Genomic DNA, 25,314 nt, shown 5'->3' on the forward strand with positions numbered 1-25,314 from the left:
ACCTTAATATTTAATGACCAGCCTCTGCTTTAGGCGCTTCAACCTGCTCTGTATTATAGCGCGATGGCCACCTCGATTTAAAACTTGGATCGTGCGGATTATGACAATTCACACATGTATATGATGCCCTTGGCGGTGCCCAGCCCGCTACTTTTTTACCATGCGCACCGCCTTTCCAATCTTCAAATTGTGAAGAGTGACACTGGGCACATAGCTTATAACTTTTATTAAAATCTACCTTATTTCCTGTTAACGTATTTAAGGCATTCATATCCTCGCCATTGTGACAGGTTGCACAATTCATCGTGCTTTCATCAGCATGCGCCAAGGTAATTTCCCAATGTGCTTTCTTGATATCTTTACTTTGTAATTTGTCCAATCCAACATTATGGCATTCAATACAAGCGAATGATTTTATTTGACCCTTCCGTTCAGGAATTAAGAAGGTATGTTCGCCTTCGGTAATTTCAACAGTTTTAATACCGTCAATCAATTCTTCGGAAGATAAACTCCCATGATAGCTTTTACTTTCGGCTTTAATTATATCATTCAAATTATGATATTCACCTTCGTTATGCTTACAAGAAAAAAGCACAAACAAAAACGCACATGCTAAACTATATTCGTAGAGCTTTCTATTCATTGCTATCTATTTTAGTTCTTGAAAAAGGTGTTATTTCTGAAACAACTCTATCCGTTGGCACATGGCATTGTCTACAATTAACACGCTCTGGGTGTGTTACTCTTATCTCTTTGGGAGCCGCAGGTCCTGCATGACACGATAAACAATTCTCCCGCATTTGAATTTGGTGTGGTATCATGGGCGGTGTGCCAATTAAAGCATTATTTACACCCACTTTTGGAGCATTTACCTGCGCCATATTAGTCGCTTTAAATAGCGTATTACTATTTTGTGCTACATGACATTGCCTACAATTAATCATTTCTGGATGTGGCGTCACAGGCGCATATGCCTTATATTTATTGACAAATCCACCGTTTTGATGGCATTGCAAACAGGTATTATCACCCAAATTCATTTCTTCAACAGGATGCGGAATACTTGGTGGTGCACCATGATAAGCTCTGTTTTTATAATAATCTTTCAATAATCTTTGATGGTTTTCATCAACAGGCATATTAGCGTATTCTGTAGCATATTCAGAACGCTCAAAAACTCCAGCTTCTGATGGTAAATAGTAATCAGAACTACTATCTTCTACTGGAATATAGGCTTCTTCCAAACCTTGCTGATAACTAAAATTCCAAATGGTAATAAAAGCTATAAAGAGCAGTACAAAAAGTGAAATAATCCCGAGTCGCTTTTTCATATATTATGCTTTTTCTACTTTAACCGCACATTTTTTGAAGTCTGGCTCCTTGGAAATAGGACAAAACGCATCCAAAGTCACATCATTAATCAACATATTTTCATCAAAAAAGGGCACAAACACCTGTCCGCGTGTTGGTAATCCACGCTTATTAATGGACGCCGGCAATACGCAGCTACCACGTCTAGAACTTACTTTTATACGTTCTCCATCACGTATACCCAGTGCTTTGGCATCCTCTGGATGAAATTCTACATAAGCCCCTGGCATCGCTTTATGCAACACAGAGATTCTCCTCGTCATAGAGCCTGTATGCCAATGTTCTATAACACGACCCGTATTTAACCAAAAAGGGTATTCTTTATCTGGCGATTCTGCTGCGGGCTCGTAAGGACGTTGCCAAATCACAGCTTTTCCATCTGGTTTTCCGTAGAAATCAAAATCTGAGCCTTCTTTACAAGCGGGGTCGTATTTCGCATTAAAACGCCATTGGGTAGATTTACCATTTACATAAGGCCAAATTACACCCGATTCTTTCTTCAAAACCTCCAAAGGTGCCATACCGTGTTTTGCGCCCTCGTGAAACTGACGGTACTCGGTATAAATTTCCTCAACATGATTTTCCTTACTATACGGAAATAAATCGCCGTAACCCATGCGCTTAGCCACCTCTATTGTCATCCACGCATCTGGAGTGGTTTCTCCAGGGCCTTCTACCATTTTATTCCAGTGCTGAGTACGTCGTTCTGAGTTTCCGTATAAACCACTTTTTTCGATATGCCATGATGCAGGTAAAATCACATCGGCTACATCTGATGTTGGCGTTGGAAATACATCTGAAACCACCACAAAACAAGACTCCTTTTTCATACCCGGTCTATAACGGCTTGTTTTTGGCAATGACACCAACGGATTGGTAACCTGTGTCCATATAAACTTAATATCGCCACGATCTACCGCCCTAAACATTTCTGTAGTATGGTAAGTCGGTTTAGAGGGGATGCGCTCGTATGGCACTTTCCAAATTTTTGCAGCCAAACGGCGGTGTTTTTCATTCATCACCACACCTTTCGGTAATTTGTGCGTAAATGTTCCTACCTCTCTCGCTGTTCCACACGCCGAAGGTTGTCCTGTTAAGGAAAATGGGCCGTTACCCGGTTGTGAAATTTTACCAGTCAATAAATGAATATTGTAAACCAAATTATTCATCCAGGTCCCTCGTGTATGCTGATTCATACCCATACACCAATACGATACTACTTTTTTATTAGGGTCGCCATAAATAGAAGCCAAATACTTTATATCCTTGGCAGATACCTTAGAATATTTGGCAACTTTCTCAGGAGTGTAATCATTTAAAAATGTTTTAAAGGCCTCAAAATCTATCTTTTCTGGTTTGTCACTAAAACTGTAATTATCTTCAGTTCCATAACCCATGTTTGTAAGACCTTTACTGAAATTACAGTGCTTTTCTACAAAGGATTTATTAACCCAACCGTTATTTATAATTTCATAACAAATGGCATTGGCAACTGCCAAATCGGTTTGGGGTTCAAACAGAATAGATTTATCAGATGCAGTACTTGAGCGTGTTGTACGGGTAGCAAAATCAATAATTTTAGCACCACGTCGTGTCTTTTGCTCTAACATTCTGGAGAATAACACAGGGTGCATTTCTGCCATATTATTACCCCATGTTATAAAGTAATCTGCATGATCTATATCTTCATAACAGCCCATAGGCTCATCTGCACCAAACGTGGTTAAAAACCCTGCCACGGCACTTGCCATACACAAACGAGCGTTACAATCTAAATTATTAGTACCAATAGCACCTTTCATTAATTTTGAAGCCACATATCCTTCAGGAATTGTAGACTGCCCAGAGGTGTACATTGCCACAGAATCTTTACCATGTGCTTCAATGGTAGATTTCATTTTACTGGCTACAAGGTCTAAGGCTTCATTTAATGGTGTTTTTACGTAACGGCCATTCTTTTTAACCAATGCATGAGTCAATCTATCTTTGGATTGAATACACATAGTTTGATGATACCCTTTTACGCAAAGTAAACCCTTATTAACTGAACATTTGGGGTCGCCTTTTACGGCTACCGCTTTTCCATTTTGGGTACCTACAAGAATACCACAACCTACACCACAAAAACGACAAGGCCCTTTTTTCCAATCTAAATTGGCACCATCTGGAATACCCGCTTCTTGCTCTTCGGCAAATAAAATACCTGGAAACATAGCTGCCGCAGCCGTCATCGCAGAGAGTTGCGCCATCTTTTTAATAAAATTTCTTCTGGTGGATAATGAATTGTACATACCTATGTTAATTTTTTGGAGTATTAAAACCAGAAACCAGTGCTAAAAGTTTTAGGCTTTCTATTTGTTCTATCTTTTCCTTGAGAGCTGCATCAGAAGCGTCGTCTGATGTTTCGGTTACCACAACCACAATGTCTTGATTTGTAGCGGGTACTATTTCACATTCATTAAAAAGAGATAAGGCGTCAATTAGTGCTTGCTTCTCCCCAGTTTTTGGATGTGCCAAATAACTTTTTATCGGCATTTAGTTGTTGGTTTTTATTTCGGACATAAAAGTCCTGTATTTTAGCAGGAAATAATATGACAAATATCATATTATGATGAAATTTCAATTCGTTATATTTGCTTGGATATAACGAAACCTAAATGATTACAATTTCAGAGGCCATTTCAATTGTAAAAAATAATGGTAAACCCTTACAACAGGCTACCTTAAAAAAGGTTGAAAAAGCTGGAGGATATCAATTGTTTGAAGATATTTTGTCCCCTATAAATATGCCTCCATTTAGGCAGTCGGCCATGGATGGTTATGCCCTAAATTTACATGATAATCTTGATTACGAGCTAGTTGGGGAGGTAAAAGCAGGTGACGGCCATACGATAGAACTGAATAAAGGTGAAGCCGTTAGGATTTTTACAGGAGCCGCAGTACCTGATACGGCCAATGCTGTGATGATGCAGGAAAAAGTGGAGACGAACGGACAAAACCTCACTATCGCCAATCAAATTCCTTTGGAGCATAATATTCGTCCTTTGGGCGAACAGGTCAATTCAGGGGGTATTGCTTTAAAAAAAGGCACCAAATTGACCCCTGCGGCCATTGGGTATTTACTTTCTTTGGGTATCACCGAAGTTTCAGTATTTAAAAAACCGAACATCGCTATCGTTACGACAGGAAATGAATTGATTGCACCTGGACAGGCACTTTCTCCCGGAAAGATTTATGAAAGCAATTCAAAAATGTTGTTAGCTGCACTATACAATTTGAAGTTTTATGATGTGACTTTGTATAGCGTTGAAGATGATTATGGTAAAACGGTTAAAACCCTAAAAAAGGCTATCGATAATAATGATTTGGTGATGATAACCGGTGGCATTTCGGTGGGCGATTACGATTTTGTGGGCAAGGCCCTGAAAGAATTGCAAGTAGATGAACTCTTTTATAAAGTAAAACAAAAACCGGGCAAACCTTTATTTTATGGAAGCAGGAAAGACACTCAAATTTTTGCATTGCCCGGTAATCCGGCAGCCGCATTGTCTTGTTTTTATGTGTACGTGTATATCGCTTTGCAACAGTTGATGGATCGTGATGATTTGGAATTGCCGAGGATGAAAGCCAAAGCTATAAATAGTTTTGAAAAGAAGGGAGATAGACCCCAATTTTTAAAAGGTATTTATAAAGGTGGGCAAGTAGAAATTTTGGATGGACAAAATTCTTCTATGCTACAAACCTTTGCGTTATCGAATGCTTTGGTATTTGCTCCTGAATCTGTTTTGAAAATAAATCCTAATGATACGGTTGAAGTCATTCAATTACCGATTTAAATTGAAGTGAATGGGCTACAAAATTAAAAGTAGAATTTGGATTGAGTCCGACCAAAATGTTTTGTTGGGCGAAGGGCGTGTGCATTTGCTTAAAGCTATACAAGAAACAGGTTCGCTTTCAAAAGCGGCGAAATCACTGAACATATCCTATAAAAAAGCATGGCAATTATTGGATTCGGTAAACAGAGCGGCTAAAAAACCCGTCACCATTAATAGTGTAGGTGGCAAAGGTGGTGGTGGTGCGGAACTCACCGATTATGGCACCTCTTTAGTTAAGGCTTTTGATGAAATCAATAAAAATTGTTGGGCTTTTTTGGACGAACAACTAAGTAAAATTGAAAAATTATAAAGGATAATATTTAAAAGTTTGTCATTTCGATCCCGAGGATTCGGGAGAGAAATCTCATCAAATAATGAGATGTCTCCTATCGTCGACATGACATCATATTGTAAATTTAACGAAGTGCTTCAAAACGAAAACATATACCTCTTTCTAATCATACTACCGGTAGTATCATTTCTGTATTCTAGTGTGGGCCATGGCGGTGCAAGTGGGTATTTGGCTTTGATGGCCTTGTTTTCATTTGCTCCCGAAACGATGAAACCCACTGCCCTATTGCTGAATATTTTCGTAGCCGGAATTTCGTTTTACTACTATTACAGGGGAGGTTTTTTCAATAAAAAATTGTTTTTGCCATTTGCCTTAGCGTCAATTCCGATGGCCTATCTCGGCGGTACTTTGGAAGTCGATGCGTCCATCTATAAAAAAATACTGGCCGTTTTATTAATATTCGCCATTCTGAAAATGTCAAATGTTTTTGGAAAGGAGAACGGCAACATCAAAACAATTAAACTTTGGCAAGGGCTGATCGTGGGTGGCTTTATCGGGTTCTTTTCTGGCTTAATCGGCATTGGAGGAGGCATAATTTTAACTCCCGTCATATTACTGTTACATTGGGGTAAAATGAAAGAGGCCGCAGCGGTTTCGGCATTATTTATTTGGGTAAATTCCGCTGCTGGCTTGGCGGGTCAATTTGCAAGCGGCGTAACGCTTGAAATGGCCTCGTTTTTATTGGTTGCTATTGCGGTCATAGGCGGTATCCTTGGGGGGTATTATGGCAGTAAAAAAATAAACAATCTGCATTTACGATATATGCTGGCTTTCGTTTTAATGATAGCTTGTGCAAAATTATTTTTCACTTAAATGACAGACAAAATCAGCATAACAGGCATTATTTTGGCCGGAGGAAAGAGCTCCAGAATGGGCACGGACAAGGGCCTTTTAAAGTTGAATGGAAAGTACTTTGTGCAATATAGTATCGATGCCTTAAAGCCATTGGTTTCTGAAATTTTAATTGTTTCGGACAATACGGATTATGATGCATTTGGGTTGAAACGTGTGGAAGATCGCATAAAAGATGCGGGGCCAGTTTCTGGAATTTATTCGGGCTTAGAAGCCTCAAAAACTGATTATAATTTAGTACTGAGTTGCGATATTCCAATGATATCAAACAAAGTTTTAAAGTTACTAGTCCATGCCATTGATAACACCTCAGAAATTATCCAAGCGGAAAGTGATGGTAAATCTATGCCACTAATTGCCATTTACCGAAGTGCAGTAAAAAACAAATTTTATGACCTATTGCAACAAGATGAACGCCGACTTAGAGTAGCGGTAAAAAGCTGTAATTACAAAAATGTAGCGGTAGATGAAAATGATGCGAAAACAACAGCGAATATAAATACAAAAGAAGATTTTAAATTAATTGAAGATGGAAATCGCAATTAAATATTTTGGCCAAATAACCGAAGTTACCCAAAGAGAAGAGGAACTTTTGGAAATATCTGAAGGAACAGTTTCTGAGCTTTTAAATATTTTGAATTCCAGATACGACGGTCTGAAACATAAAGATTTTCAAATTGCACAAAATCAAGAATTAGTATCAAAGGAAACAGTTTTGACCGGGCAAGAAATCGCATTATTACCTCCTTTTTCGGGAGGTTAATCTCTATTTAAACGCTTCAACGAATAAACAATTAAAAACAAAGTGAGTAGATACAACAGACATATCATCCTTTCGGAAATCGGCCAAAAAGGCCAAGACAAAATTTCCAAAGCCAAGGTTTTGGTTATTGGAGCGGGAGGATTGGGCTGCCCTGTTTTGCAATATTTGGTTGCAGCTGGGGTAGGCACACTTGGCATCATTGATTTTGATGTTGTTGAACGTTCCAATCTGCAACGACAGGTTTTGTATGGCACTTCTTCCTTAGGAAAAAACAAAGCACTAGCCGCCAAAGAACGCTTGGAGGACCTTAATGATGACATCATTATCCATGCCTATCCCGAAGCCCTCACCTATCAGAATGCTATCGATTTGTTTAAGCAATATGATATTATTGTAGACGGGTCGGATAATTTTGAAACCCGTTATCTAGTAAATGACGCGTGTATCATAACGAACAAACCTTTAGTATTTGGAGCTATCTATAAATTTGAAGGACAGGTTTCTGTTTTCAATTATAAAAATGGACCTAGCTACCGATGCCTGTTCCCTTCTCCGCCACAAAAAGATGCGGTACCCAATTGTTCTGAAATTGGAGTTTTAGGGGTACTTCCTGGGATTATCGGGAGCATGCAGGCCAACGAGGTTTTGAAAATCATTTTGGGACTAGGGGATGTGCTTTCGGGTAAATTATTATGCTATAATGCCTTAAAATCTCAGATATCTACTTTGAAAATCAAAAGAAACCATGACATCATTAATCAAGTTTTGAATTCAAAGCACAATTTTGAACAACAAGAATTAAGCATCAATTGCGAACAAAATGAGGTGGTATCAATTCAAGATATCATTCAAAAGGAAAACATTTTAATTATTGATGTTAGGGAAATTCATGAGCAACCAAAAATTGAGGAACTGTCGGTAATTTCAATACCTTTAAGTGTCTTAGAACATAAATTTCAATCGTTAAAAAATAATAGAGAAAAGTACTTTTTTTGTAAATCTGGAATGCGTAGTAAAAAAGCAGTTCAATTGTTAAAAGAAAAAGGCATCAAAAACTGCTTTAGTATTAAAGAAGGTGCTTCAGAAATTTTAAAAACATCTCAAAATAGACCTGTCAGGTTTTAAAAACCTAACAAGTCTGAAAACCTAAAAAAATGGAAATAAAAAAACCAAAAAATGTATTTAGAGAAGGTGCCATCTCCTCAGATTTTATAGGCAACTCCATTTACAAACACCAAACGAAAACCAGTATTGGCGCCCATAATATTTTCTTGGGCCAGGTGCGTGCCGATGTGATTGAGGGCAAAACAGTATCTGCCATAGAATATACCGCTTATGAGGACATGGCCAACCAAAAATTCCATGACATCAGGGAATCTGCTTTTGAGAAATTCGAACTGACCTGTATGCATATTTATCACAGTTTGGGAACTGTAAAAGCAGGTGAAATCTGCCTGTTTGTATTCGTGTCATCACCAAGACGAAAAGTAGTTTTTGAAGCACTGGAATATATAGTAGAAGCCATAAAAGCCGATGTGCCTGTTTTTGGGAAAGAGATTTTTGAGGATGAAACCCATCAATGGAAAGTTAATAGTTAGTACGCAGTTGGCAGTGGCAGTTGGCAGTTCACTCAACTTTAGAAATAATACATATAATATTTGAAATGGTAGACATTACGAGTAAAAACACAACATTAAGAACCGCAGTTGCGCAGGCCATAATCAAAGTGAGCAAAACTGAAACGATTACGGCCATTGAAAACGATAAGGTTCCCAAAGGAAATGTTTTTGCCATGAGCAAGGCGGCTGGTTTGTTGGGCGTAAAACGCACACCTGATATTTTACCGGACTGCCATCCCCTGCCCATTGAATTTACGGGTGTTGATTTTGAAATTAACGACCTTGAAATTACGGTGCTTTTCACCGTAAAAACCATTTACAAAACTGGGGTTGAAGTGGAAGCCATGCACGGTGCCAGTGTTGTGGCATTAAATATGTACGACATGCTAAAACCTATAGATAAAGGCATAGAAATTCACGCCATTAAACTTTTGAAAAAGAAAGGCGGAAAATCTGATTTCAAAGACACCTTTAGAAAGGACTTAAGAGCTGCTGTTGTTGTGTGTTCTGACACTATTTCTGCAGGTCATAAAGAAGATAAAGCCGGAAAAGCTATAATTAAAAAGCTTGAGGAATGCGATGTTAAGGTTTCTGAATACGTCATTATTCCTGATGAAAAAGAAGTCATTCAAAACAAAGCCAAAACCTATCAAGACCAAGGTTTGGACTTAGTGATTTATACGGGTGGCACAGGTTTATCTGGAAGGGATGTTACACCTGAAGCGTTAATACCAATTTTAGAAAGACGCATTCCAGGGATTGAAGAAGCCATTAGAAGTTATGGCCAAGAGCGCATGCCCTTTGCCATGCTATCCCGAAGTATTGCAGGTACACTTGGAGATACTTTGGTATTGGCACTACCAGGTTCTACCAATGGCGCTAAGGAATCTATGGACGCCATTTTTCCAGCTGTTCTTCATAGTTTCAGAATTTTAAAAGGTGCGAGACATGACTAGAAAAGTATCTCTCAAACCTGCCTGCCGTCAGGCAGGGGCGCTAAGTCGCAAAGACCAGAAGCAGAGACTAATAATGAATAAAAACCAAAACATATTACAGGATACTCATGGTAGAGACCATGCTTACCTCCGTATTTCATTAACAGAACGCTGTAATTTGCGCTGTACATATTGTATGCCCGCTGATGGCGTCCAATTGTCTCCCAAAAACCATTTGATGACTTATGAGGAAATCTATGATATTACCAAAACTTTTGTAAAACACGGGGTCACTAAAATTAGATTGACAGGTGGCGAACCTTTGGTAAGAAAAGATATTCCCGTGATTTTGGAAAAACTGGCTTCACTCCCAGTGGAATTGTCCATCACTTCGAATGCGGTGATTATCGATAGGTTTGTTGACGTTTTAAAAGCCAACGGGGTTAACAACATCAACGTGAGTTTGGACTCTTTGGATGCATCAAAATTTAAACATATTACGAGGCGACACGAGTTTCAAAAGGTTTATGATAATATTCATTTACTGGTTAAAGAAGGCTTTAAAATAAAAGTGAATGCGGTTTTAATAAAAGGGTTCAATGACAATGAAATCATCGATTTCATCAATTTCACTAAAGATTTACCCGTTTCCATTCGCTTCATTGAGTTCATGCCTTTTGACGGCAATAAGTGGGACATGAGCAAAATGGTATCCTATGTGGAAGTCATGGAATATGTGAACAAAAACTATCCAAAAGAAGACGTTTTACGTTTAAAAGACGCACCCAACGATACTTCAAAAAATTATAAAATCAAAGGTTACAAAGGGTCGTTTGCTATTATAAGTTCTGTAACTAATCCGTTTTGCGATTCCTGTAATAGATTGCGCCTAACTGCTAATGGGCATTTAAAAAACTGTTTGTTTTCGGCTTCGGAATCCGATTTGTTGTCCACGCTCAGAGCCGGAAAATCCATTGAACCTATAATAGAAAAAGCGGTTAAAGCAAAATTTAAAATACGTGGTGGCATGGATACCTTGGAAAAACTGCAGGAGCCAAATTTACACTCTAAAAACCGCAGTATGATTACGATTGGTGGGTGATGTTGTATTTTATAAACTGAAATAGCTAACTTTGGTTTATGACCGTTGACGTTTTCAAATATTTCACAAGGCATCCAAAGTACAACAAGCTTATTGGGGATGACTATATGTTTGTGGAATATAAATGTCCGTTGGAAGTTGAAAATTTCAAACTTTGGACAGAAGTGCCAATTCTTAATTATGTGATTAGCGGAAAGAAGGATTGGACTGCCCTTGAGGGCAAATACACTGTGCATCAAGGTGAAGCGCTCTTTATAAAACAAGGAGTTTACAATACCAAACAATACTTTGAAGAAGATTACTGCGTAATGCTGTTTTTCATTACTGAGGATTTTATAAGGCGATTTATCAATACCCACACGCATATTACAAAACCAAAAAATAATGATGTTCAAGACAACCAGATTTTTACTATTGATGTGGGTGATTCACTGAATGCATTATTTATTTCGGTATTCAATTATATGAATCAGGGTCGGGAAATCCCAAAGGATTTGGTGGAAATGAAGTTTAATGAATTGTTGTATAACGTTACCTTAAACCCTAACAATAAAGACCTAGTTAACTACTTTTGTTCGCTTCAACAAGTCGAAAAGTCAAATTTGGATACAGTCATGATAAAAAACTTTCATTGTGATTTAAACCTTGAGGAATTTGCACGACTTTCCGGTAGAAGTCTTTCCACATTCAAAAGGGATTTTAAAGAATTCTATAATGAAACACCGGGAAAATGGCTTAATAACAAAAGATTGGAATACGCTAAAACCTTATTGGGTAATCCTGAATTGAACATCAATGATGTGTGCTTTGAAAGCGGATTTAAAAATTCATCTCACTTCAATAGTAGCTTTAAAGCAAAGTTTAAACTGCCACCAAATCAGTACCGAAAAGAGGTTTTAAACCAATAAAACAGGGCTTTTTCAGCTTTGAACTTCTCAGAAAACTATTTGAACTTTTTAGAAAACTAAAAACTCCTTTGAGATTATAATTTTGGCTTATAATTTAAAAACTATAGGTCATGAAAAATTTAATCTTAACATTCGTAAGTGTCTTAGCATTGACAACAATAAATGCTCAAATGGAAAGTTTTACGGCTACAATAGGCGACATAGATTTCAACACAATTATGTTTGCTTCCAAAACTGATAAAAATATCACACCGGAAGCTAGTTATTCAAATGAAACTAAAGGGCTAAAGTTCTCATCAGAAATAAAAGCCCTTCAAAATGAAATTGCCCAATATAGCATTGCTAAAAACAGCATCTATGACAATTCAGAAAAGGCTATCTATGATGTCTCTTTCAAAAAAGAACATTCTCGAGCTAATGTTATTTTCAACAATGAAGGAGAGGTAATCAAAAGCTTAGAGACTTATAAAAACATAAAACTACCTCTATCACTTAGAATTAAAATTCTAAACGAAAATCCTTTATTCATTATTAAAAGCAATAAAGTTACAGTGGCATACACCAAGTTTTTTGGTACCACTATATCGTATAAAGTGACGATTTACAAAGGAAAAAACAAAAGAATTTTGAAGTTTGACGAAGATTTTAAATTGATTTAAAAATTCAAAAAAAAAAATTGAAATGAAAACGGTAAAATTTGCAGGAAAGCATATCCTCAGGAAAATGAAGGTGATTCAAACCCTTCTGTGGTTAATGAAAGACATTTAAGGCTAAATGACTTATATAAAACGCACCCAGAAAAAGCGCGGATAACCGATACTGCCGAAGTATTAGGAGAACATCTTGATGATCCATTCAGATTAACTGTTACTTTGAATACCGAACTTAAAGTACCTTTCAAAATTGGTGTTCATCGGGCTGTTGGTGGCGACCATGACTACCCTAACCCAGGGGATATGCTCTGCGCTACCCTAGCCTCGTGCATGGAAAGTACAACACGAATGATTGCGAACCGATATAATATCAGGCTCACCAAAACCAGAGTAAAAGTATCCGCTTTTGTAGATGTTAGAGGCACTTTGAGAGTAGATTTGAATACTCCAGTAGAGTTTCAATCCATGCATATTGATTATGAAATTACTTCAGATGATTTGGATAAGAAAGGTCTTAAAATGCTTATAAATGCCGTTAAGAAGAGTTGTATTATTTATCAAACTTTGAAAAAGGGAACGCCTATAGAGATTTCCGTTAATGGCGTTAAATAGAGCAACCCTCAATAGGGATTTGTAGCCTCATTTGAATGCAAAGAATCCCTATTTTTGAACCCATGAATGATAATTTTGAAAATGAATATTTCGGCATAGGAATTCAAAATGGGAAAACTCCTGAAAACTTAGGAGTGCTTTGGCGTTCTGCCCAAAAATTTAGGTGCCAGTTTTATTTTCACCATTGGTAATCGTTATGCAAAACAGGCCTGTGATACGCACAATGCCGTAAAGGCGATGCCCTATTTTCATTATGAAACGTTTGAGGAATTTTATAAAAACCTGCCCAAAGGCGCTAGACTTGTTGGAGTGGAACTCACCGATGAAGCCGAAGATTTAGAAACCTTTCATCACCCAAGACGTTGCGTGTATTTATTAGGTGCAGAGGATCACGGCCTTTCAAAAAAAGCTATTGAAAAGAGTCATTTTTTAGTGAAGTTTAAATCCCAACTCAGTTTAAATGTTTCAATTGCGGGGAGTATCGTGATGTACGACAGGGGAATTGAAAAGCCTCGGGCTTAGTCTATTTCAAAGTTTTGGTTAAAGTTTTCTTCTCAAAACTACTTTTCGGGGCCTCACATAGCGAACATTGGTAATCTTCCGGTAAATCTTCAAAAGCCGTGTTTGGTTCAATATTTTGTGTTATATCACCGTATTTCGGGTTGTAAACCGTCATGCATTCCGAACATTGATGTACTTCCTCTTCATAAGTTTCCTGAATAATGGTTTTTACCCCCTCCTCTGGGATATTTCCTAATTGCTCAAAGTACAATTGGCTTAACTCCATTAACAAACCCGGTAACTCTACTTTATCCACATCCTGTACGTGCATGATATATTCCCGAGTATTAGGATCGAAATTTTTAGCGTACAATAAATTGTAAGTATCCCTAATCACAAAGTTTCCTACCGACTCTGGAGTTTTATTCTTTTCAATGACGACTGACGTGAAATTGTAGGTATCACTATCATAATTGGTGATACCAAAAGTTAAGCCATAGGTACTAATATCGTTCTGATCAAAATTGGTCACTAAATACTTTTTCAAGCTCAAAGCTTCGGTGTCACTGACAGGAACATGCCAGTTCATTTCTAACATGGAGTGACGTACATTGATACCGAATTTTCCCAGAAGTTTTTCCCATTGCAATTTGGATTTTTCGGGAATTCCTTTCACGATAAACGACTTCCAAGGCGTTAAGGATATTTTACCAATCTTGTTTTCCGAGCACAAATCGCACATTGCCTTTAAAAATGGAATGTCATAACGATTGCTCCTCCAATACAGTCCTAACCAATAGCGATCCGTTCCTACCCTATTCATACCTTCATAGTACGGGAAGGGATAGAAGGGAACTTTTAATGGTTTATCCACGGTTCTGTTATTGGTATCGGCCAAATCACTTACCAATTCAAAAACGGTTTCGATGGTTTCGGGCTCCTCAATGAGAATGTCTTCAATGGCCTTTTCAATCTTGTCCATATCCCAACTGTAAATCAAAGCCGGGTACATTTGAGTAGTAGCCCAACCCGGAAGTCTTACGTACAAATACCAATAGTCCTCATGCTCTGAAGCGATAAAATTAATATTTCCTGTAAATAAAGGCACCAAGCGTTGTTTGGGATCGGTAACATTAATACGAAGTTTAGGCCTGTATTTAAACTGTTCCAAAACATAAAGGTATCTATCACTGGTAAGCCATGGCGTACTAGGGAAAATCTCTGCGGAAACATAGGATGAAGCGATGTTTTCGACACTATCCCGTTTTGGTTTTACAAACTTTATTTTTGGGAACTGATCGAATTTTTCTTCATTGATAGCTTCAGGAAAAATGATGTCCTGCCTCGAACCAAAAGAAATAGCATCAAGCCCCAAGCCTTCCGCAGCCTCGCAAATATATTTTAATTCTCCTGGCGATACGACACCACCGCTTATCATCAATCTGTATGGTTCCATTATGCTAATACTTTTGAATTTTGAAGTATCTCGCGAACTTCTGTTTTACAACTGCCACATCCCAAGCCTGCCCCGGTAGTATTGCAAAGCTTGGTAAAATCGGTACAGCCACCTGCGATGGCCTCTTCAATATTTCCTGCACCTACCTGACTGCAGGAACAGACGAGTTTGCCTAATACAGGGACATCATTGGAAGAGCCTCTGAGCAATTTATCCCGCTTGTCAGCCATTTCGATCTTACTTTCAATCATACCCTTGAATTCGGCAAATTCATTTTTATCGCCCATTAAAACTGCACCCAAAAGCAAATCATCCTTGACGATACACTTCTTATAGTATCGCTTTTTGATATCTGTGAATATAATTTCTTCATAACTATTATCATTCTCCGGTACGTTGATATCTCCGATACTGCACAGACTCAAATCGTTAAATTTCAATATATTCATTAATACAGAACCATTATATGAGCTACTAATATCACCAGCCATAAAATTCGCCAAAATGTTGGCCTGCTCCTCGGCTGCCGAAGTAATACCAAATAATTGGTTATTGAATTCAGCTATTTCACCTATGGCAAAAATGTCCGGATGGGAGGACTGCAAATGCTGATTCACTTTTACACCTCGGCTACATGCAATACCGTTGGATCTGGCAATCTCTACATTAGGAATCGTACCAATTGCATAAACGATGGCATTGGCCGTAATGGATTTTCCACTTTTTAAATTGATATTCAATTCTCCCGTATCCTCATCATCAAAAACGGTACTTACCTCATTATCGAAATAAATCTGTATACCACGCTCCTGCACGTCCAAAGCCAGCAATTTACTGGACACCTTATCCAATTGACGCTCCATCAAACGAGACGCGCGTTGTACAATCGTAATTCTCGCATTTTTATGTTTCATAGCGGCAGCCAGCTCCAAACCGAGCAAACCACCACCAACAATCACCACATGCTGTTCTTCGGGTGGCAACCCAGTGGCATCTAAATAAGCTTTGAATTTATCGGCGTCGGATTTATTACGCATGGTGAAACGACCTGGTAAATCAATTTGTACATCTCTCGGAATAAAGGCACGGCTCCCCGTAGCCAGAATTAATTTATCAAAATTATGGGTAGCCCCCTTACTATCGGTAACGGTTTTATTTTCTCTATCGATTTTGACAATGTAGGTTTCTGGATATAAGTTGACATCAAGCTTATTGAGTTCTTTCTCCTTGATTTTCAGCAGTTGTTCCCAGGTCAATTCCTCCGTTACATATTCAGGCAACAACACTCTGTTATAAAATAAATGCGATTCTTTAGAAAATACATGCATCTCGTCCAACTCATTCTGTTCTCGATAATTTTGAACAAATCTAAAGGCCGCCGCTCCTGCTCCGGCAATAATGATTTTCTCTTTAGGTTTAGAGTATTTTGACACCGAAACTCGAGTAAACTTAAAGTCCGGTTCCTTGGAGGTTGGATCCACATGGGTATTGGTCAGGTTATTAGCCCTGTTCAGATTACTTTGTAATTGTTTGCCCCAATGCATTGGTAAAAACACCACGCCTTTTTTTATACTTTCAGTAACGCTAGCGCGTACTCTAACAGTACCATTTTCACCTTTAATTTCAGTAATGTCCCTATCCTTAATCTTGTATAGGAAAGCATCAACGGGGTTGATTTCCAAAACAGGCTTTGGATAATGCGTTTTTAGTCGCGATACTTTACCCGTTTTGGTCATGGTATGCCATTGGTCCCGAACCCGACCCGTAGTTAAAATAAGTGGGTAATCCGGATTGGGTTGAACTGAGGTATTTTCAATGGTACTTGGTAGATTAAACTGAGCCTTCCGAGAAGGCGTGTAAAACTTTTTATCCTGAAACAGCCTAGGAGTGCCTTGGTGCCTATTTTCTGGCACAGGCCATTGAAAGGTGCCTTCAGCCTTCAATCTATCATAATTTAGGAAAGACACATCAATATTGGTGCCTTTGGTCATGGAAGCGTACTCGTCATAAACCTCACTCGAGCTATTAAAATTAAAGCCTCTAAAACCCATACGACGTGCAAAATCACAAAAGATTTCAACATCGGAACGTGCTTCCCCTGGCGGATCTATTTCTTTAGGCAAATAGGAAATGCGCCTTTCAGAATTAGTCATTGTGCCTTCTTTCTCAAGCCAAGCTGCAGCCGGCAGTACTAAATCCGCATGGGCAACGGTGTCCGATTTATGTGAAATATCCTGAACCACCACAAACTTGGCATTTTTCATGGCTTTTTCAACACGATTCAAATTGGGAAGACTGACCAAAGGATTGGTGCAGGCTATCCAAACAGCTTTTAATTTTCCGCTTTCAAGTGCATCAAACATTTCAGTGGCAGTCAATCCTGGTTTGGGATTGATTTTATCCACACCCCAAAACTGGGCCACCTCACGACGATGCTCTTCGTTCATTAAATCCTTGTGAACGGCCAACAAGTTTGCCATGCCTCCCACCTCACGACCTCCCATCGCATTAGGCTGACCTGTTAATGAAAAAGGACCAGCCCCCGGTTTACCAACTTGCCCGGTAATTAGAGACAAATTTAGAAGCGACACATTCTTATCAGTACCAACCACACTTTGGTTAAGACCCATGGCCCACATGCTTATAAATCCTTTTGAAAGGCCAATCATATCGGCCGCCTTTTGAATGTCCTTTTCTGGAATGCCACAAATTTTGGAGGCCTGTTTTAGAGACGTCTTAAAGATTAAATTCTTATAATCCTGGAAACCTTCGGTATAATTATTAATGAACTTCTCATCTATTAGCCCACGCTTGTACAAACAACGGCCAATGGCATTGTACAGCACCACATCCGTTCCTGGAAGTAACTGCAAGTGTAAATCTGCAAAGTTGGCAGTATCCGTTTTTCTCGGGTCCACCACGATTATTTTTACATCCGGGTTTTCTTCTTTATGTTTTTCAAGTCGTCTGAACAAAATAGGGTGACACCATGCAGGATTAGCTCCTGTAATCAGAAAGGTATCGGCCAATTCAATATCTTCATAGGAAACGGGTACGCTGTCCTCCCCAAATGTTTTTTTATAACCGACCACGGCTGAACTCATGCACAGACGTGAGTTAGTGTCAATATTGTTGGTACCAATAAAACCTTTGGTCAATTTATTGGCGATATAGTATTCCTCTGTTAAACTCTGGCCAGACACATAAAAACCAACACTATCCGGACCGTGTTTTTTGATAATAGATTTAAAAACGCTGGCGGCTCGGTCTAGAGCATCATCCCAACTCACACGTTCACGGGGATGGGATCGGCTCCATCGCATTTCGGGATACAAAATCCTATCGGAAGTATCGTTGGCCACATAATGCAAATTCATGCCCTTAGAACACAGCATGCCCTTGTTTACAGGGTGATCTTTATCGCCTTCAACAAAAACCTTATCATTGCTGTCCTTTTTAACAATAATGCCACAGCCAACACCGCAGTAGGAACAGGTTGTTTTCACTTCACTTTTTATCATTTCAGCTTAACATTTAATACTAAATAATACAATATGATGTCATAAAACAAATGCCACATTAATTATTCTGAATACCTTAAAAAAGGGCTTTCATATTTAATATTTCATAAAAATCAATGTCACAAATAGTCAATTTTATTAAACACTTTTATTCGATCTTTATATCCACTCCTTTGTTAAGCTTTATAAATATTAACTTTCTACCTTAACAGGAATTAGGTTTTCGGTATCTAAATTAGCCACTTCCTCATCTTCAGTTGAAAAACGGATAGCCAAGGACACTATCGCAGTCATCACCACTATTGCTCCAATTATAAAATATCCTGATGAAACAGCTCCGGATGACGCTACAGATTGGGCCGTCTTTATGGCCTCCTCTCCTAAACCTTGATTGGCCGCAATGGCTGCCTTTTCTGCAACGGCGGATTGTGACTTTAACAACATTGCCGCTAAAAAAGCACCTACATTACCCCCAGCACCCACGATTCCGGAAACAGAACCTATGGCCTTTTTGTTAATGAAAGGCACTACCGAAAATGTTGCACCTTCTGCCATTTGGACAGATAAACTGAATAGGATTAAAAACAAAATCCCAACAACAATACTTGTGGCACTTGAAAAAGTCATCAACATTGCTCCCTGAACCGCCAAAATCCCAGATAGAAATAAAACTCGGCCTCTTAAACCTTTCAGCTTTCCAAACTTATCTCCGAAGAAACCGCCAAGTGTTCGAGCAAAAATATTCATCAATGCAAAGGACAATACGATATTTCCAGCAGTTACCCTTTCCAATTGAAAGGTGTTTTGAAGGTAATCATCCATGGTGCCGTACACCGTCAATTCTATACCGAAACAAGAAGCGTATACTAAAAACAGAATCCAAGTTCTGTAATCTTTAATCACTGTAAGGAATCCAACTTTGTCCTTTTTAGTAGTTATCGTTTCGCCCGAAGCCTTTAAATCCTTAAAGTTTCCTTGAGGTGTATCTTGAGTAAAGAAATAATAAACAAGCCCCATGATAAAACAAACCGTACCGGCAATAACCATAGAATATCTCCAAGCTTCCGCCTCAGCAACGCCAAAACCTACTACGGCGGCCGCTATTAACGGCATACCTAAGCGGTTAGCGCCTCCACCTAGATTTCCCCATCCTGCTGATGTAGCATTTGCTGTTCCTACAATATTCGGAGCAAACATCAATGAGGTGTGCACCTGCGTAATCACAAACGAGGCTCCGATAAAACCAATAAACAATCTACAGGTTAGAAACTGTAATGGGGTTTGCACCAAACCGCAAAGAATAACGGGAATGGCTCCTAAAATCAATAGCCAAGTATAACAAAGTCTTGGACCATATTTATCACATAATTTACCAATCAATAAACGAGCGAAAACGGTGCCCGAAACCGCTAAAATGATAGAGTTCCACTTTTGATCAGGTGTTAAACCTAAATCCTTAACCACGTCCGGCATAAACGGAACAATACCAAACCATGCGAAGAAACACATGAAAAATGATATTGCCGTTATCCAAAAGGTGCGTATAGGCAGGCTTTTTAGGTTGTACAATTTTAATGTCGTTGATTTAGTGTGTGTTGTGGCATTCATAATTAAGTACTTTTATACGTACAAATCTACGTATTAATACTTAATTTGTGTGCTAAAAACTTACGTATTACTTGATTTATGCGAAGTTGACAATTTGGGGGTGCGGATTTTATGGATTTGGTAAATAGGATAGCATTTTATGACCATTTTTTGGAATTAATGAATGCGTTGTTATGTCACTTTACACAGTCATATAACCTATAAAATTCATGAGTTTTTTATTATCTTAGATGATAAATATAATCGATATAACAGCAATTTTATGGTTTAGAGTTGCTGTTATACATATGTTGTGTGTAATTTGAGTAAACCCCAAAGAAATATGAAAAAACATTTAGAAGCAAGCCCTGAATCTGGAAAGAAATTTTATATAGATTACGTTAATAAAGGAAAAATTGTAATGCTAAACCTATTAAAATTTCGCTTAGAAGCTGATTATACAAATACGGAAGAATTAAAACCTAAATCGGAGATTTCTGGCGAAGAAGCCTATAATCTATATATGGAAAACACATTACCCGAATTAAAAAATATTGGGAGTGAAATAATCTATTATGGTAAAAGCACAAACTTTTTAATCGGACCAGATTCCGAAAACTGGGATGCTGTTTTATTAATGGAACACGAGTCAGTTGAAAAATTTATGGCTTTTTCACAGAGTAAAGTTTATTTGAATAATGTAGGTCATAGAATGGCTGGATTGGCAGATTCGAGACTTTTACCTACAACAGAAATACAAAACAATTGAAATCATTATGAGATTAAATGCTGGAATACTAACTACAAAACTATAAGAAAGAAAGTCATTTTATAAGGAGAATCTAGGATTTAAGATCAAAGTTGAAAATGAATTTTACCTTCTTCTTAAAACACCTAATGAAAAAGATACATTGAGCTTTCTTTTACCAAATCATCCAACTCAGCAACCTTTTTTTCATAAACCTTTTCAAGGAGAAGGAATGTACCTAACTATCGAGGTTGACAATGTCGATAAGTTATATGAAGAAATAAAAAGTAAGGGAGTTGAAATAAAGGTGGATATAAGGGACGAACCTTGGGGAGAAAGACATCTTTCCATTGAAGACCCAAACGAAATTGGAATTGATATTATAAAATATACACAACTAATTGGAAAATAAAAAACTACACACAACAATGGCTATAAGTAATTGCTTTCTCTCGCCTACTTTGGAAATTCCTTCGGAATTTCCAACTTGGTGCGTACTTGCAAAGTTAACTGCTAAACCACGCAACTACTCATAGGTACTGTGTTAAAAACCAAGTTTTTTAGACAAAAATTTTGGTAAACATACGAGCCGAGACCGATGTGGGATAATTTGACCCGTCCTGAATAAAGGCTACATAATTTTAAACATTAAACACTAAAACAGCAAAGTAATTAAATAGCTTTGGGGGCATCGTCTATCTAAACCAACCCAAACTCCCTAGCCTTATCCGTCAATTCCTTTAGATTGGACACCTCTAATTTTTTCATCAAATTAAAACGGTGTACTTCCGCCGTACGCTTGCTGATTTGCAGTTCATCAGCAATATCTTTGTTATTTTTAAGCTCCAATACCAAGCCTAAAATTTGCTTTTCGCGTTTGGTAAGGTTAAATGGATCTCCTTTTGGAGCAGTCTTGCGTTCTACGGCAGAACTTGTATTACCATCAACAAAATTGTTCATAATTATGGCGGACACATCACCTGTAAAATACTTACCTCCCGAGGCTACTTTATTCAGAGCCTTTAAAAACTCTTCTTTGCTTGCCCCTTTCAATAAATAGCCGTCCGCACCTGCTTGAATGGCCTGCACGACATATTCCTCAGAATCGTGCATGGATAGCACCAAAGTTTTTACATCAGAACCTGATTTGTTTATTTCACCTACCACTTCAATACCGTTCATTTCTGGCATCCGGATATCCACTATCAATATGTGCGGTTTACTTCTTTGGATAACTTCAAGGGCCTCTCTTCCATTCGAAGCTTCATCAATTACTTCGATACCTGTCTGGTCTTCCAAAAGCGCCCTTATTCCATCCCTTACCAAAACATGGTCATCAGCAAGTACAACTTTAATTTTGTCCATTAACTAGCAATTATAAGTACAAAAGTAAGAAAATAAGTAATACTACGTATTTTTTGGAATTTACATTCGGATGCGCTTAATAAATAATGGCCTAAAAAAGGACTTGCAACACCCAACATATATTGTCAAAATGTTTCGATCTATCCAACCCTTAAAATAGCAAAAGGTCATTTTATAAAGGTGGAATTTTGTTAACCGGTCAACTTTTGAATAATCTTTTTGGTGGGCAAAATAGCATCGGTGTATTCAATACTTGGGCCAGCAACCCAAACGGTTTTGTATGTGGCTTTGGTGGCGGCATTTTTGGTAGCGTTCATCCCAATAGAAAATCGAATCATTTTTACCCACTTTTTCAGTTTTCGGTTTTTATTAAGGAGATTTTCCAACCACGTTGCTTTCGTACCAATTTTTTGAACGTAGGGTGTGTTAATTACTGTGCAAGGTGTCCCCGAAATACGCTCGGTCATCACAATATCATCAGCACCGTATTCCACGCAGGCTTGTTTGTACTCCTCCGTCACATTGGCCTCTTCGGAAGCAATAAAAGGGCTTCCAACAGAAACTCCAGCCGCACCATAGCTCAACATCCTATCAATATCTTCTTTTTGACCGACTCCTCCGGCAGAAATAACGGGTATATTACAATGAGACACCAATTCTGAAATCAAGTCCTTTGGGGACAAGTTACCACGGTGCCCTCCTGCTTGGTTGTTAACAGCTATGATGGCATCTGCACCCAACCCTTCCACTTTTTTTGCAAATTTTAGGTCCACGACATCACAAAACACCTTAATGCCTACTTTATGGGCTTCCTTAATAGTTTCCTCCGGGCTTCCCAAAGAGGTAATGATAAAATCACATCCTTCTTCACAAATGACTTCCAATTGCACCTTATACTTAACGTTTGACTTATTGACAATCAGGTTGAAGCCGAATGAACCTCCCTCAACCTTGGCCTCTTTAAGTTCTTTTAAAGCCTCGCGCAATTCCTCCAAAGTCCGATAATTCAAAGCCGGAATACATCCGGCAATACCACCTTTCATGGCTTCCTTAACCATGGCTACATTAGACACTAAAAACATAGGAGCTTGAATAATGGGGTGCTTAATATTAAGAAGTTCGGTTAATGAAATCGCCATGAAAAAAGTTTTTTCAAATATAACAAAATATTATGCATGCATAGTATTTGATAATCAATCAGTTACGAAAAACACCCATAATTCACGGTATAAATAACTGATAATATGACTTTTATCATTTTTTTATTATGCATGCATAATTAATTTTGGCTATAAAATTTTATAACTCCTTTATCATGAAAACTTACATCTTTTGCCTTTTTGGGTTTTGCTTTGCCACATTTGTAAATTCGCAAACTGTAGAGCTACCAGAAACTGTTATCTCCATCAATTCTCACTATTTGAATTCGCTGGATTCCGAAAATTCGTGTCATTACGTTAAAAAATTGGAGCAGGCGTTATTAAAATATGACCATTCCAAAATATCATCCCTTTATGACTCAAAAAGCGATATCTACAGGGTAACCTTTAAAATTCCCAACGGGCACATTGTCGCTTCTTTTAATAAGGATGGAAAAATTGTTAAGACTTTTGAGAAATATAACAACGTCCGATTACCTCAAACCGTTTTGCAAGCCATTGCTGAAAAATATCCCAATTATTCTATTGTAGAAGATGTATATATTGTGAAATATCATCGAGACGAGGATAACTTAAAACAAGAGTATCGTATTAAAGTTAAAACCGAAGATGAAATTTTTACGGTAAAAACCAATAATCTTGGCGTCTTTATTTAAAATGAGTTACTCCAAAAATTGGTAATACCCACTTTTTAAGTAGGCCCCTTCCGGAAACCCAATAGGATGATCTATATCGTGTTGGGTTTTCACTTTTACTTTGTATCGTCTGGAATTTGAAGACAAAACTTGGGCATTGATATCATAAAATGTTTGAGCAATTATACGCGATGAGCATGACGCCAATACCAATAATCCATTTTTTGCAGTCAATTGTTCTCCCAAATCGGCTAATTGTGCATATTTCCTTTTGGCGAGCTCAATTTCTGAAGCCTGCTTAGCAAAACTTGGTGGGTCAATGACCACTACATCATAGGTTTTTCCTTTTTTAATGAGTTTTTTTAGCTCTTCAAAAGCATCTCCAGCAATGGTTTTATGTATTCCTGAGTAGGCATTTAATTTTCCATTTTGAATGGCAATATCCAAAGCCTGCTTGCTAATATCCAAACTTGTCACTTCTTTGGCACCGTTCGCCAAGGCGTGCACTGAAAACCCACCAGCATAGGAAAACACATCCAATACCCTTTTCCCTCTACTCCACTCTCCAACCTGTTTTCTATTGGCGCGATGATCCAAAAAATAACCCGTTTTATGGCCCTTGATGACATTTGCAGAAAAATTAACACCATGTTCCACAAACGCCACCACTTCATTTTCTAAGGTACCGTAAACTACTTCCCCATTTTTGAATTCATGTGCTTTGGATTGTTCCAATCCCCGACTCAAACGCATGACGACAGTTTTGGCTTTTGAAACTTGTTGCAAACTTGGGAGGATATCTTCCAAATAAGGCAACCAAATTTCAGAATAGAGTTTCACCACCAAAACATGAGCATAAACATCTGCAATCAAACCAGGAAAACCATCGTTTTCGCCAAAAATCAATCGGTAGCTGTTGGTATTTGTTTCTAGTAAAGGGCTTCGCTTTGCGAAAGCTTCTTCTATTTTCTTCTGAAAAAAAGAAGCATTAATTTCAACTTTTTCAAATCCAGAATGCAACATTTTGATTCGGATGGGTGAATTCGCATCATAAAGTCCCAAACCCATTACCCTATCTTTGTTTTTGCTGAAAATAATAGCCAAATCCCCAGTTTTGGCGTCAGCATTGATTTTAGTGATGCTATTTGAAAACACCCATGGGTGCTCATTAAGGACGAACTGTTCGCCTTTAGCATTCAGTTTTACTGCAAGTCTTTTGGATTGAAAATTAGATTTTATTTTAGTCTTGAATGGCATAACATGTTTGCGTGCCCTAAAAATATCGGTTTTAAATCAATT

At 38.1% G+C, this 25,314-nt stretch carries 24 protein-coding genes and 2 pseudogenes; 16 read left to right on the forward strand and 10 right to left on the reverse strand.

The window, feature by feature from the left end; genetic code table 11:
* Positions 1 to 10 precede the first annotated feature (10 nt).
* Genes H7U19_RS14610 through H7U19_RS14625 form a run of 4 tightly spaced genes read right to left on the reverse strand, consistent with a single transcriptional unit; the run spans position 11 to position 3,906 of the window.
* Positions 11 to 643, reverse strand: a complete 633-nt coding sequence (locus H7U19_RS14610) for a multiheme c-type cytochrome (RefSeq protein ID WP_186563616.1) — start codon at positions 641 to 643, stop codon at positions 11 to 13.
* A complete protein-coding gene (locus H7U19_RS14615) occupies positions 636 to 1,331 on the reverse strand; it encodes a nitrate reductase cytochrome c-type subunit (RefSeq protein ID WP_186563617.1) in 696 nt (231 codons plus the stop codon). Before H7U19_RS14615 ends, H7U19_RS14610 begins: the two co-directional genes overlap by 8 nt.
* Positions 1,332 to 1,334: 3 nt before the next feature.
* Positions 1,335 to 3,662 (reverse strand): molybdopterin-dependent oxidoreductase, encoded by a 2,328-nt coding sequence (locus H7U19_RS14620; RefSeq protein ID WP_186563618.1) that lies wholly within the window; start codon positions 3,660 to 3,662, stop codon positions 1,335 to 1,337.
* 7 nt (positions 3,663 to 3,669) lie between these two features.
* On the reverse strand, positions 3,670 to 3,906 hold the full coding sequence (locus tag H7U19_RS14625) for a hypothetical protein (protein ID WP_186563619.1): 237 nt from the start codon (positions 3,904 to 3,906) through the stop codon (positions 3,670 to 3,672).
* A gap of 122 nt (positions 3,907 to 4,028) precedes the next feature.
* Here H7U19_RS14625 and H7U19_RS14630 point away from each other — a divergent pair, with 122 nt between their 5' ends.
* The 13 genes and pseudogenes from H7U19_RS14630 to H7U19_RS14690 all read left to right on the forward strand — a co-directional run bounded on the left by H7U19_RS14630 (position 4,029) and on the right by H7U19_RS14690 (position 13,564).
* Positions 4,029 to 5,207, forward strand: coding sequence for a molybdopterin molybdotransferase MoeA (locus H7U19_RS14630; protein WP_186563620.1), 1,179 nt, complete (start codon positions 4,029 to 4,031; stop codon positions 5,205 to 5,207).
* 10 nt (positions 5,208 to 5,217) lie between these two features.
* Positions 5,218 to 5,556 (forward strand): winged helix-turn-helix domain-containing protein, encoded by a 339-nt coding sequence (locus H7U19_RS14635; protein ID WP_186563621.1) that lies wholly within the window; start codon positions 5,218 to 5,220, stop codon positions 5,554 to 5,556.
* Positions 5,557 to 5,625: 69 nt separating this feature from the next.
* Positions 5,626 to 6,411, forward strand: a complete 786-nt coding sequence (locus H7U19_RS14640) for a sulfite exporter TauE/SafE family protein (RefSeq protein ID WP_246454820.1) — start codon at positions 5,626 to 5,628, stop codon at positions 6,409 to 6,411.
* On the forward strand, positions 6,412 to 6,996 hold the full coding sequence (gene mobA, locus H7U19_RS14645; RefSeq protein WP_186563622.1) for a molybdenum cofactor guanylyltransferase: 585 nt from the start codon (positions 6,412 to 6,414) through the stop codon (positions 6,994 to 6,996).
* A complete protein-coding gene (locus H7U19_RS14650; RefSeq protein WP_186563623.1) occupies positions 6,980 to 7,213 on the forward strand; it encodes a MoaD/ThiS family protein in 234 nt (77 codons plus the stop codon). The genes mobA and H7U19_RS14650 overlap by 17 nt, the downstream gene beginning before the upstream one ends.
* Positions 7,214 to 7,255: 42 nt before the next feature.
* Positions 7,256 to 8,338, forward strand: a complete 1,083-nt coding sequence (gene moeB, locus H7U19_RS17045) for a molybdopterin-synthase adenylyltransferase MoeB (RefSeq protein WP_186563624.1) — start codon at positions 7,256 to 7,258, stop codon at positions 8,336 to 8,338.
* A 29-nt stretch (positions 8,339 to 8,367) separates the two neighbouring features.
* On the forward strand, positions 8,368 to 8,811 hold the full coding sequence (locus H7U19_RS14660; RefSeq protein WP_186563625.1) for a molybdenum cofactor biosynthesis protein MoaE: 444 nt from the start codon (positions 8,368 to 8,370) through the stop codon (positions 8,809 to 8,811).
* Between the two features lie 65 nt (positions 8,812 to 8,876).
* Positions 8,877 to 9,788 (forward strand): bifunctional molybdenum cofactor biosynthesis protein MoaC/MoaB, encoded by a 912-nt coding sequence (gene moaCB / locus H7U19_RS14665; RefSeq protein ID WP_186563626.1) that lies wholly within the window; start codon positions 8,877 to 8,879, stop codon positions 9,786 to 9,788.
* Between the two features lie 73 nt (positions 9,789 to 9,861).
* Complete coding sequence (gene moaA, locus H7U19_RS14670) at positions 9,862 to 10,869, forward strand: GTP 3',8-cyclase MoaA (RefSeq protein ID WP_186563743.1); 1,008 nt, start codon at positions 9,862 to 9,864, stop codon at positions 10,867 to 10,869.
* Positions 10,870 to 10,907: 38 nt separating this feature from the next.
* Entirely contained in the window at positions 10,908 to 11,777 is an 870-nt protein-coding gene (locus H7U19_RS14675) for a helix-turn-helix domain-containing protein (RefSeq protein ID WP_186563627.1), read from the forward strand.
* A gap of 110 nt (positions 11,778 to 11,887) precedes the next feature.
* Positions 11,888 to 12,436 (forward strand): hypothetical protein, encoded by a 549-nt coding sequence (locus H7U19_RS14680; protein WP_186563628.1) that lies wholly within the window; start codon positions 11,888 to 11,890, stop codon positions 12,434 to 12,436.
* An 87-nt stretch (positions 12,437 to 12,523) separates the two neighbouring features.
* Complete coding sequence (locus H7U19_RS16945; protein WP_186563629.1) at positions 12,524 to 13,042, forward strand: OsmC family protein; 519 nt, start codon at positions 12,524 to 12,526, stop codon at positions 13,040 to 13,042.
* Between the two features lie 62 nt (positions 13,043 to 13,104).
* Positions 13,105 to 13,564, forward strand: a pseudogene (locus H7U19_RS14690) (RNA methyltransferase).
* Between the two features lies 1 nt (position 13,565).
* On the opposite strand, the gene H7U19_RS14695 reads toward H7U19_RS14690, so the two are convergent.
* From H7U19_RS14695 to H7U19_RS14705, 3 genes are all read right to left on the reverse strand, one after another.
* Positions 13,566 to 14,999 carry a rubredoxin gene (locus H7U19_RS14695; RefSeq protein WP_186563630.1) on the reverse strand — a complete coding sequence of 478 codons (1,434 nt, stop codon included), beginning with the start codon at positions 14,997 to 14,999 and terminating at the stop codon, positions 13,566 to 13,568.
* Entirely contained in the window at positions 14,999 to 18,520 is a 3,522-nt protein-coding gene (locus H7U19_RS14700) for a nitrate reductase (RefSeq protein ID WP_186563631.1), read from the reverse strand. The genes H7U19_RS14695 and H7U19_RS14700 overlap by 1 nt, the downstream gene beginning before the upstream one ends.
* 192 nt (positions 18,521 to 18,712) lie before the next feature.
* Complete coding sequence (locus H7U19_RS14705; protein ID WP_186563632.1) at positions 18,713 to 20,128, reverse strand: MFS transporter; 1,416 nt, start codon at positions 20,126 to 20,128, stop codon at positions 18,713 to 18,715.
* 322 nt (positions 20,129 to 20,450) lie between these two features.
* Here H7U19_RS14705 and H7U19_RS14710 point away from each other — a divergent pair, with 322 nt between their 5' ends.
* Together H7U19_RS14710 and H7U19_RS14715 are read left to right on the forward strand one after the other, a co-directional pair.
* On the forward strand, positions 20,451 to 20,876 hold the full coding sequence (locus tag H7U19_RS14710; protein ID WP_186563633.1) for a DUF1330 domain-containing protein: 426 nt from the start codon (positions 20,451 to 20,453) through the stop codon (positions 20,874 to 20,876).
* 7 nt (positions 20,877 to 20,883) lie between these two features.
* Positions 20,884 to 21,267 (forward strand): annotated as a pseudogene (locus H7U19_RS14715) (VOC family protein).
* Positions 21,268 to 21,554: 287 nt separating this feature from the next.
* On the opposite strand, the gene H7U19_RS14720 reads toward H7U19_RS14715, so the two are convergent.
* Both H7U19_RS14720 and H7U19_RS14725 read right to left on the reverse strand, forming a co-directional pair.
* Complete coding sequence (locus H7U19_RS14720; RefSeq protein WP_186563634.1) at positions 21,555 to 22,220, reverse strand: response regulator transcription factor; 666 nt, start codon at positions 22,218 to 22,220, stop codon at positions 21,555 to 21,557.
* A 191-nt stretch (positions 22,221 to 22,411) separates the two neighbouring features.
* Entirely contained in the window at positions 22,412 to 23,359 is a 948-nt protein-coding gene (locus H7U19_RS14725) for an NAD(P)H-dependent flavin oxidoreductase (RefSeq protein ID WP_186563635.1), read from the reverse strand.
* 176 nt (positions 23,360 to 23,535) lie between these two features.
* Here H7U19_RS14725 and H7U19_RS14730 point away from each other — a divergent pair, with 176 nt between their 5' ends.
* Positions 23,536 to 24,036 carry a nicotinate-nucleotide adenylyltransferase gene (locus H7U19_RS14730; protein WP_186563636.1) on the forward strand — a complete coding sequence of 167 codons (501 nt, stop codon included), beginning with the start codon at positions 23,536 to 23,538 and terminating at the stop codon, positions 24,034 to 24,036.
* Between the two features lie 6 nt (positions 24,037 to 24,042).
* Here the strand turns inward: H7U19_RS14730 and H7U19_RS14735 are convergent, their stop codons facing one another.
* Positions 24,043 to 25,272 (reverse strand): class I SAM-dependent rRNA methyltransferase, encoded by a 1,230-nt coding sequence (locus H7U19_RS14735; RefSeq protein WP_186563637.1) that lies wholly within the window; start codon positions 25,270 to 25,272, stop codon positions 24,043 to 24,045.
* Between the last annotated feature and the right edge of the window lie 42 nt (positions 25,273 to 25,314).

The organism is Hyunsoonleella aquatilis, assembly GCF_014270105.1.
GTDB lineage: Bacteria > Bacteroidota > Bacteroidia > Flavobacteriales > Flavobacteriaceae > Jejuia > Jejuia aquatilis.

Coding starts and splice junctions, on each gene's coding strand:
- H7U19_RS14610 (WP_186563616.1), bottom strand. CDS start 643: ATGAATAGAAAGCTCTACGAATATAGTTTAGCATGTGCGTTTTTGTTT.
- H7U19_RS14615 (WP_186563617.1), bottom strand. CDS start 1,331: ATGAAAAAGCGACTCGGGATTATTTCACTTTTTGTACTGCTCTTTATA.
- H7U19_RS14620 (WP_186563618.1), bottom strand. CDS start 3,662: ATGTACAATTCATTATCCACCAGAAGAAATTTTATTAAAAAGATGGCG.
- H7U19_RS14625 (WP_186563619.1), bottom strand. CDS start 3,906: ATGCCGATAAAAAGTTATTTGGCACATCCAAAAACTGGGGAGAAGCAA.
- H7U19_RS14630 (WP_186563620.1), top strand. CDS start 4,029: ATGATTACAATTTCAGAGGCCATTTCAATTGTAAAAAATAATGGTAAA.
- H7U19_RS14635 (WP_186563621.1), top strand. CDS start 5,218: ATGGGCTACAAAATTAAAAGTAGAATTTGGATTGAGTCCGACCAAAAT.
- H7U19_RS14640 (WP_246454820.1), top strand. CDS start 5,626: ATGTCTCCTATCGTCGACATGACATCATATTGTAAATTTAACGAAGTG.
- mobA (WP_186563622.1), top strand. CDS start 6,412: ATGACAGACAAAATCAGCATAACAGGCATTATTTTGGCCGGAGGAAAG.
- H7U19_RS14650 (WP_186563623.1), top strand. CDS start 6,980: ATGGAAATCGCAATTAAATATTTTGGCCAAATAACCGAAGTTACCCAA.
- H7U19_RS14660 (WP_186563625.1), top strand. CDS start 8,368: ATGGAAATAAAAAAACCAAAAAATGTATTTAGAGAAGGTGCCATCTCC.
- moaCB (WP_186563626.1), top strand. CDS start 8,877: ATGGTAGACATTACGAGTAAAAACACAACATTAAGAACCGCAGTTGCG.
- moaA (WP_186563743.1), top strand. CDS start 9,862: ATGAATAAAAACCAAAACATATTACAGGATACTCATGGTAGAGACCAT.
- H7U19_RS14675 (WP_186563627.1), top strand. CDS start 10,908: ATGACCGTTGACGTTTTCAAATATTTCACAAGGCATCCAAAGTACAAC.
- H7U19_RS14680 (WP_186563628.1), top strand. CDS start 11,888: ATGAAAAATTTAATCTTAACATTCGTAAGTGTCTTAGCATTGACAACA.
- H7U19_RS14695 (WP_186563630.1), bottom strand. CDS start 14,999: ATGGAACCATACAGATTGATGATAAGCGGTGGTGTCGTATCGCCAGGA.
- H7U19_RS14700 (WP_186563631.1), bottom strand. CDS start 18,520: ATGATAAAAAGTGAAGTGAAAACAACCTGTTCCTACTGCGGTGTTGGC.
- H7U19_RS14705 (WP_186563632.1), bottom strand. CDS start 20,128: ATGAATGCCACAACACACACTAAATCAACGACATTAAAATTGTACAAC.
- H7U19_RS14710 (WP_186563633.1), top strand. CDS start 20,451: ATGAAAAAACATTTAGAAGCAAGCCCTGAATCTGGAAAGAAATTTTAT.
- H7U19_RS14720 (WP_186563634.1), bottom strand. CDS start 22,220: ATGGACAAAATTAAAGTTGTACTTGCTGATGACCATGTTTTGGTAAGG.
- H7U19_RS14725 (WP_186563635.1), bottom strand. CDS start 23,359: ATGGCGATTTCATTAACCGAACTTCTTAATATTAAGCACCCCATTATT.
- H7U19_RS14730 (WP_186563636.1), top strand. CDS start 23,536: ATGAAAACTTACATCTTTTGCCTTTTTGGGTTTTGCTTTGCCACATTT.
- H7U19_RS14735 (WP_186563637.1), bottom strand. CDS start 25,272: ATGCCATTCAAGACTAAAATAAAATCTAATTTTCAATCCAAAAGACTT.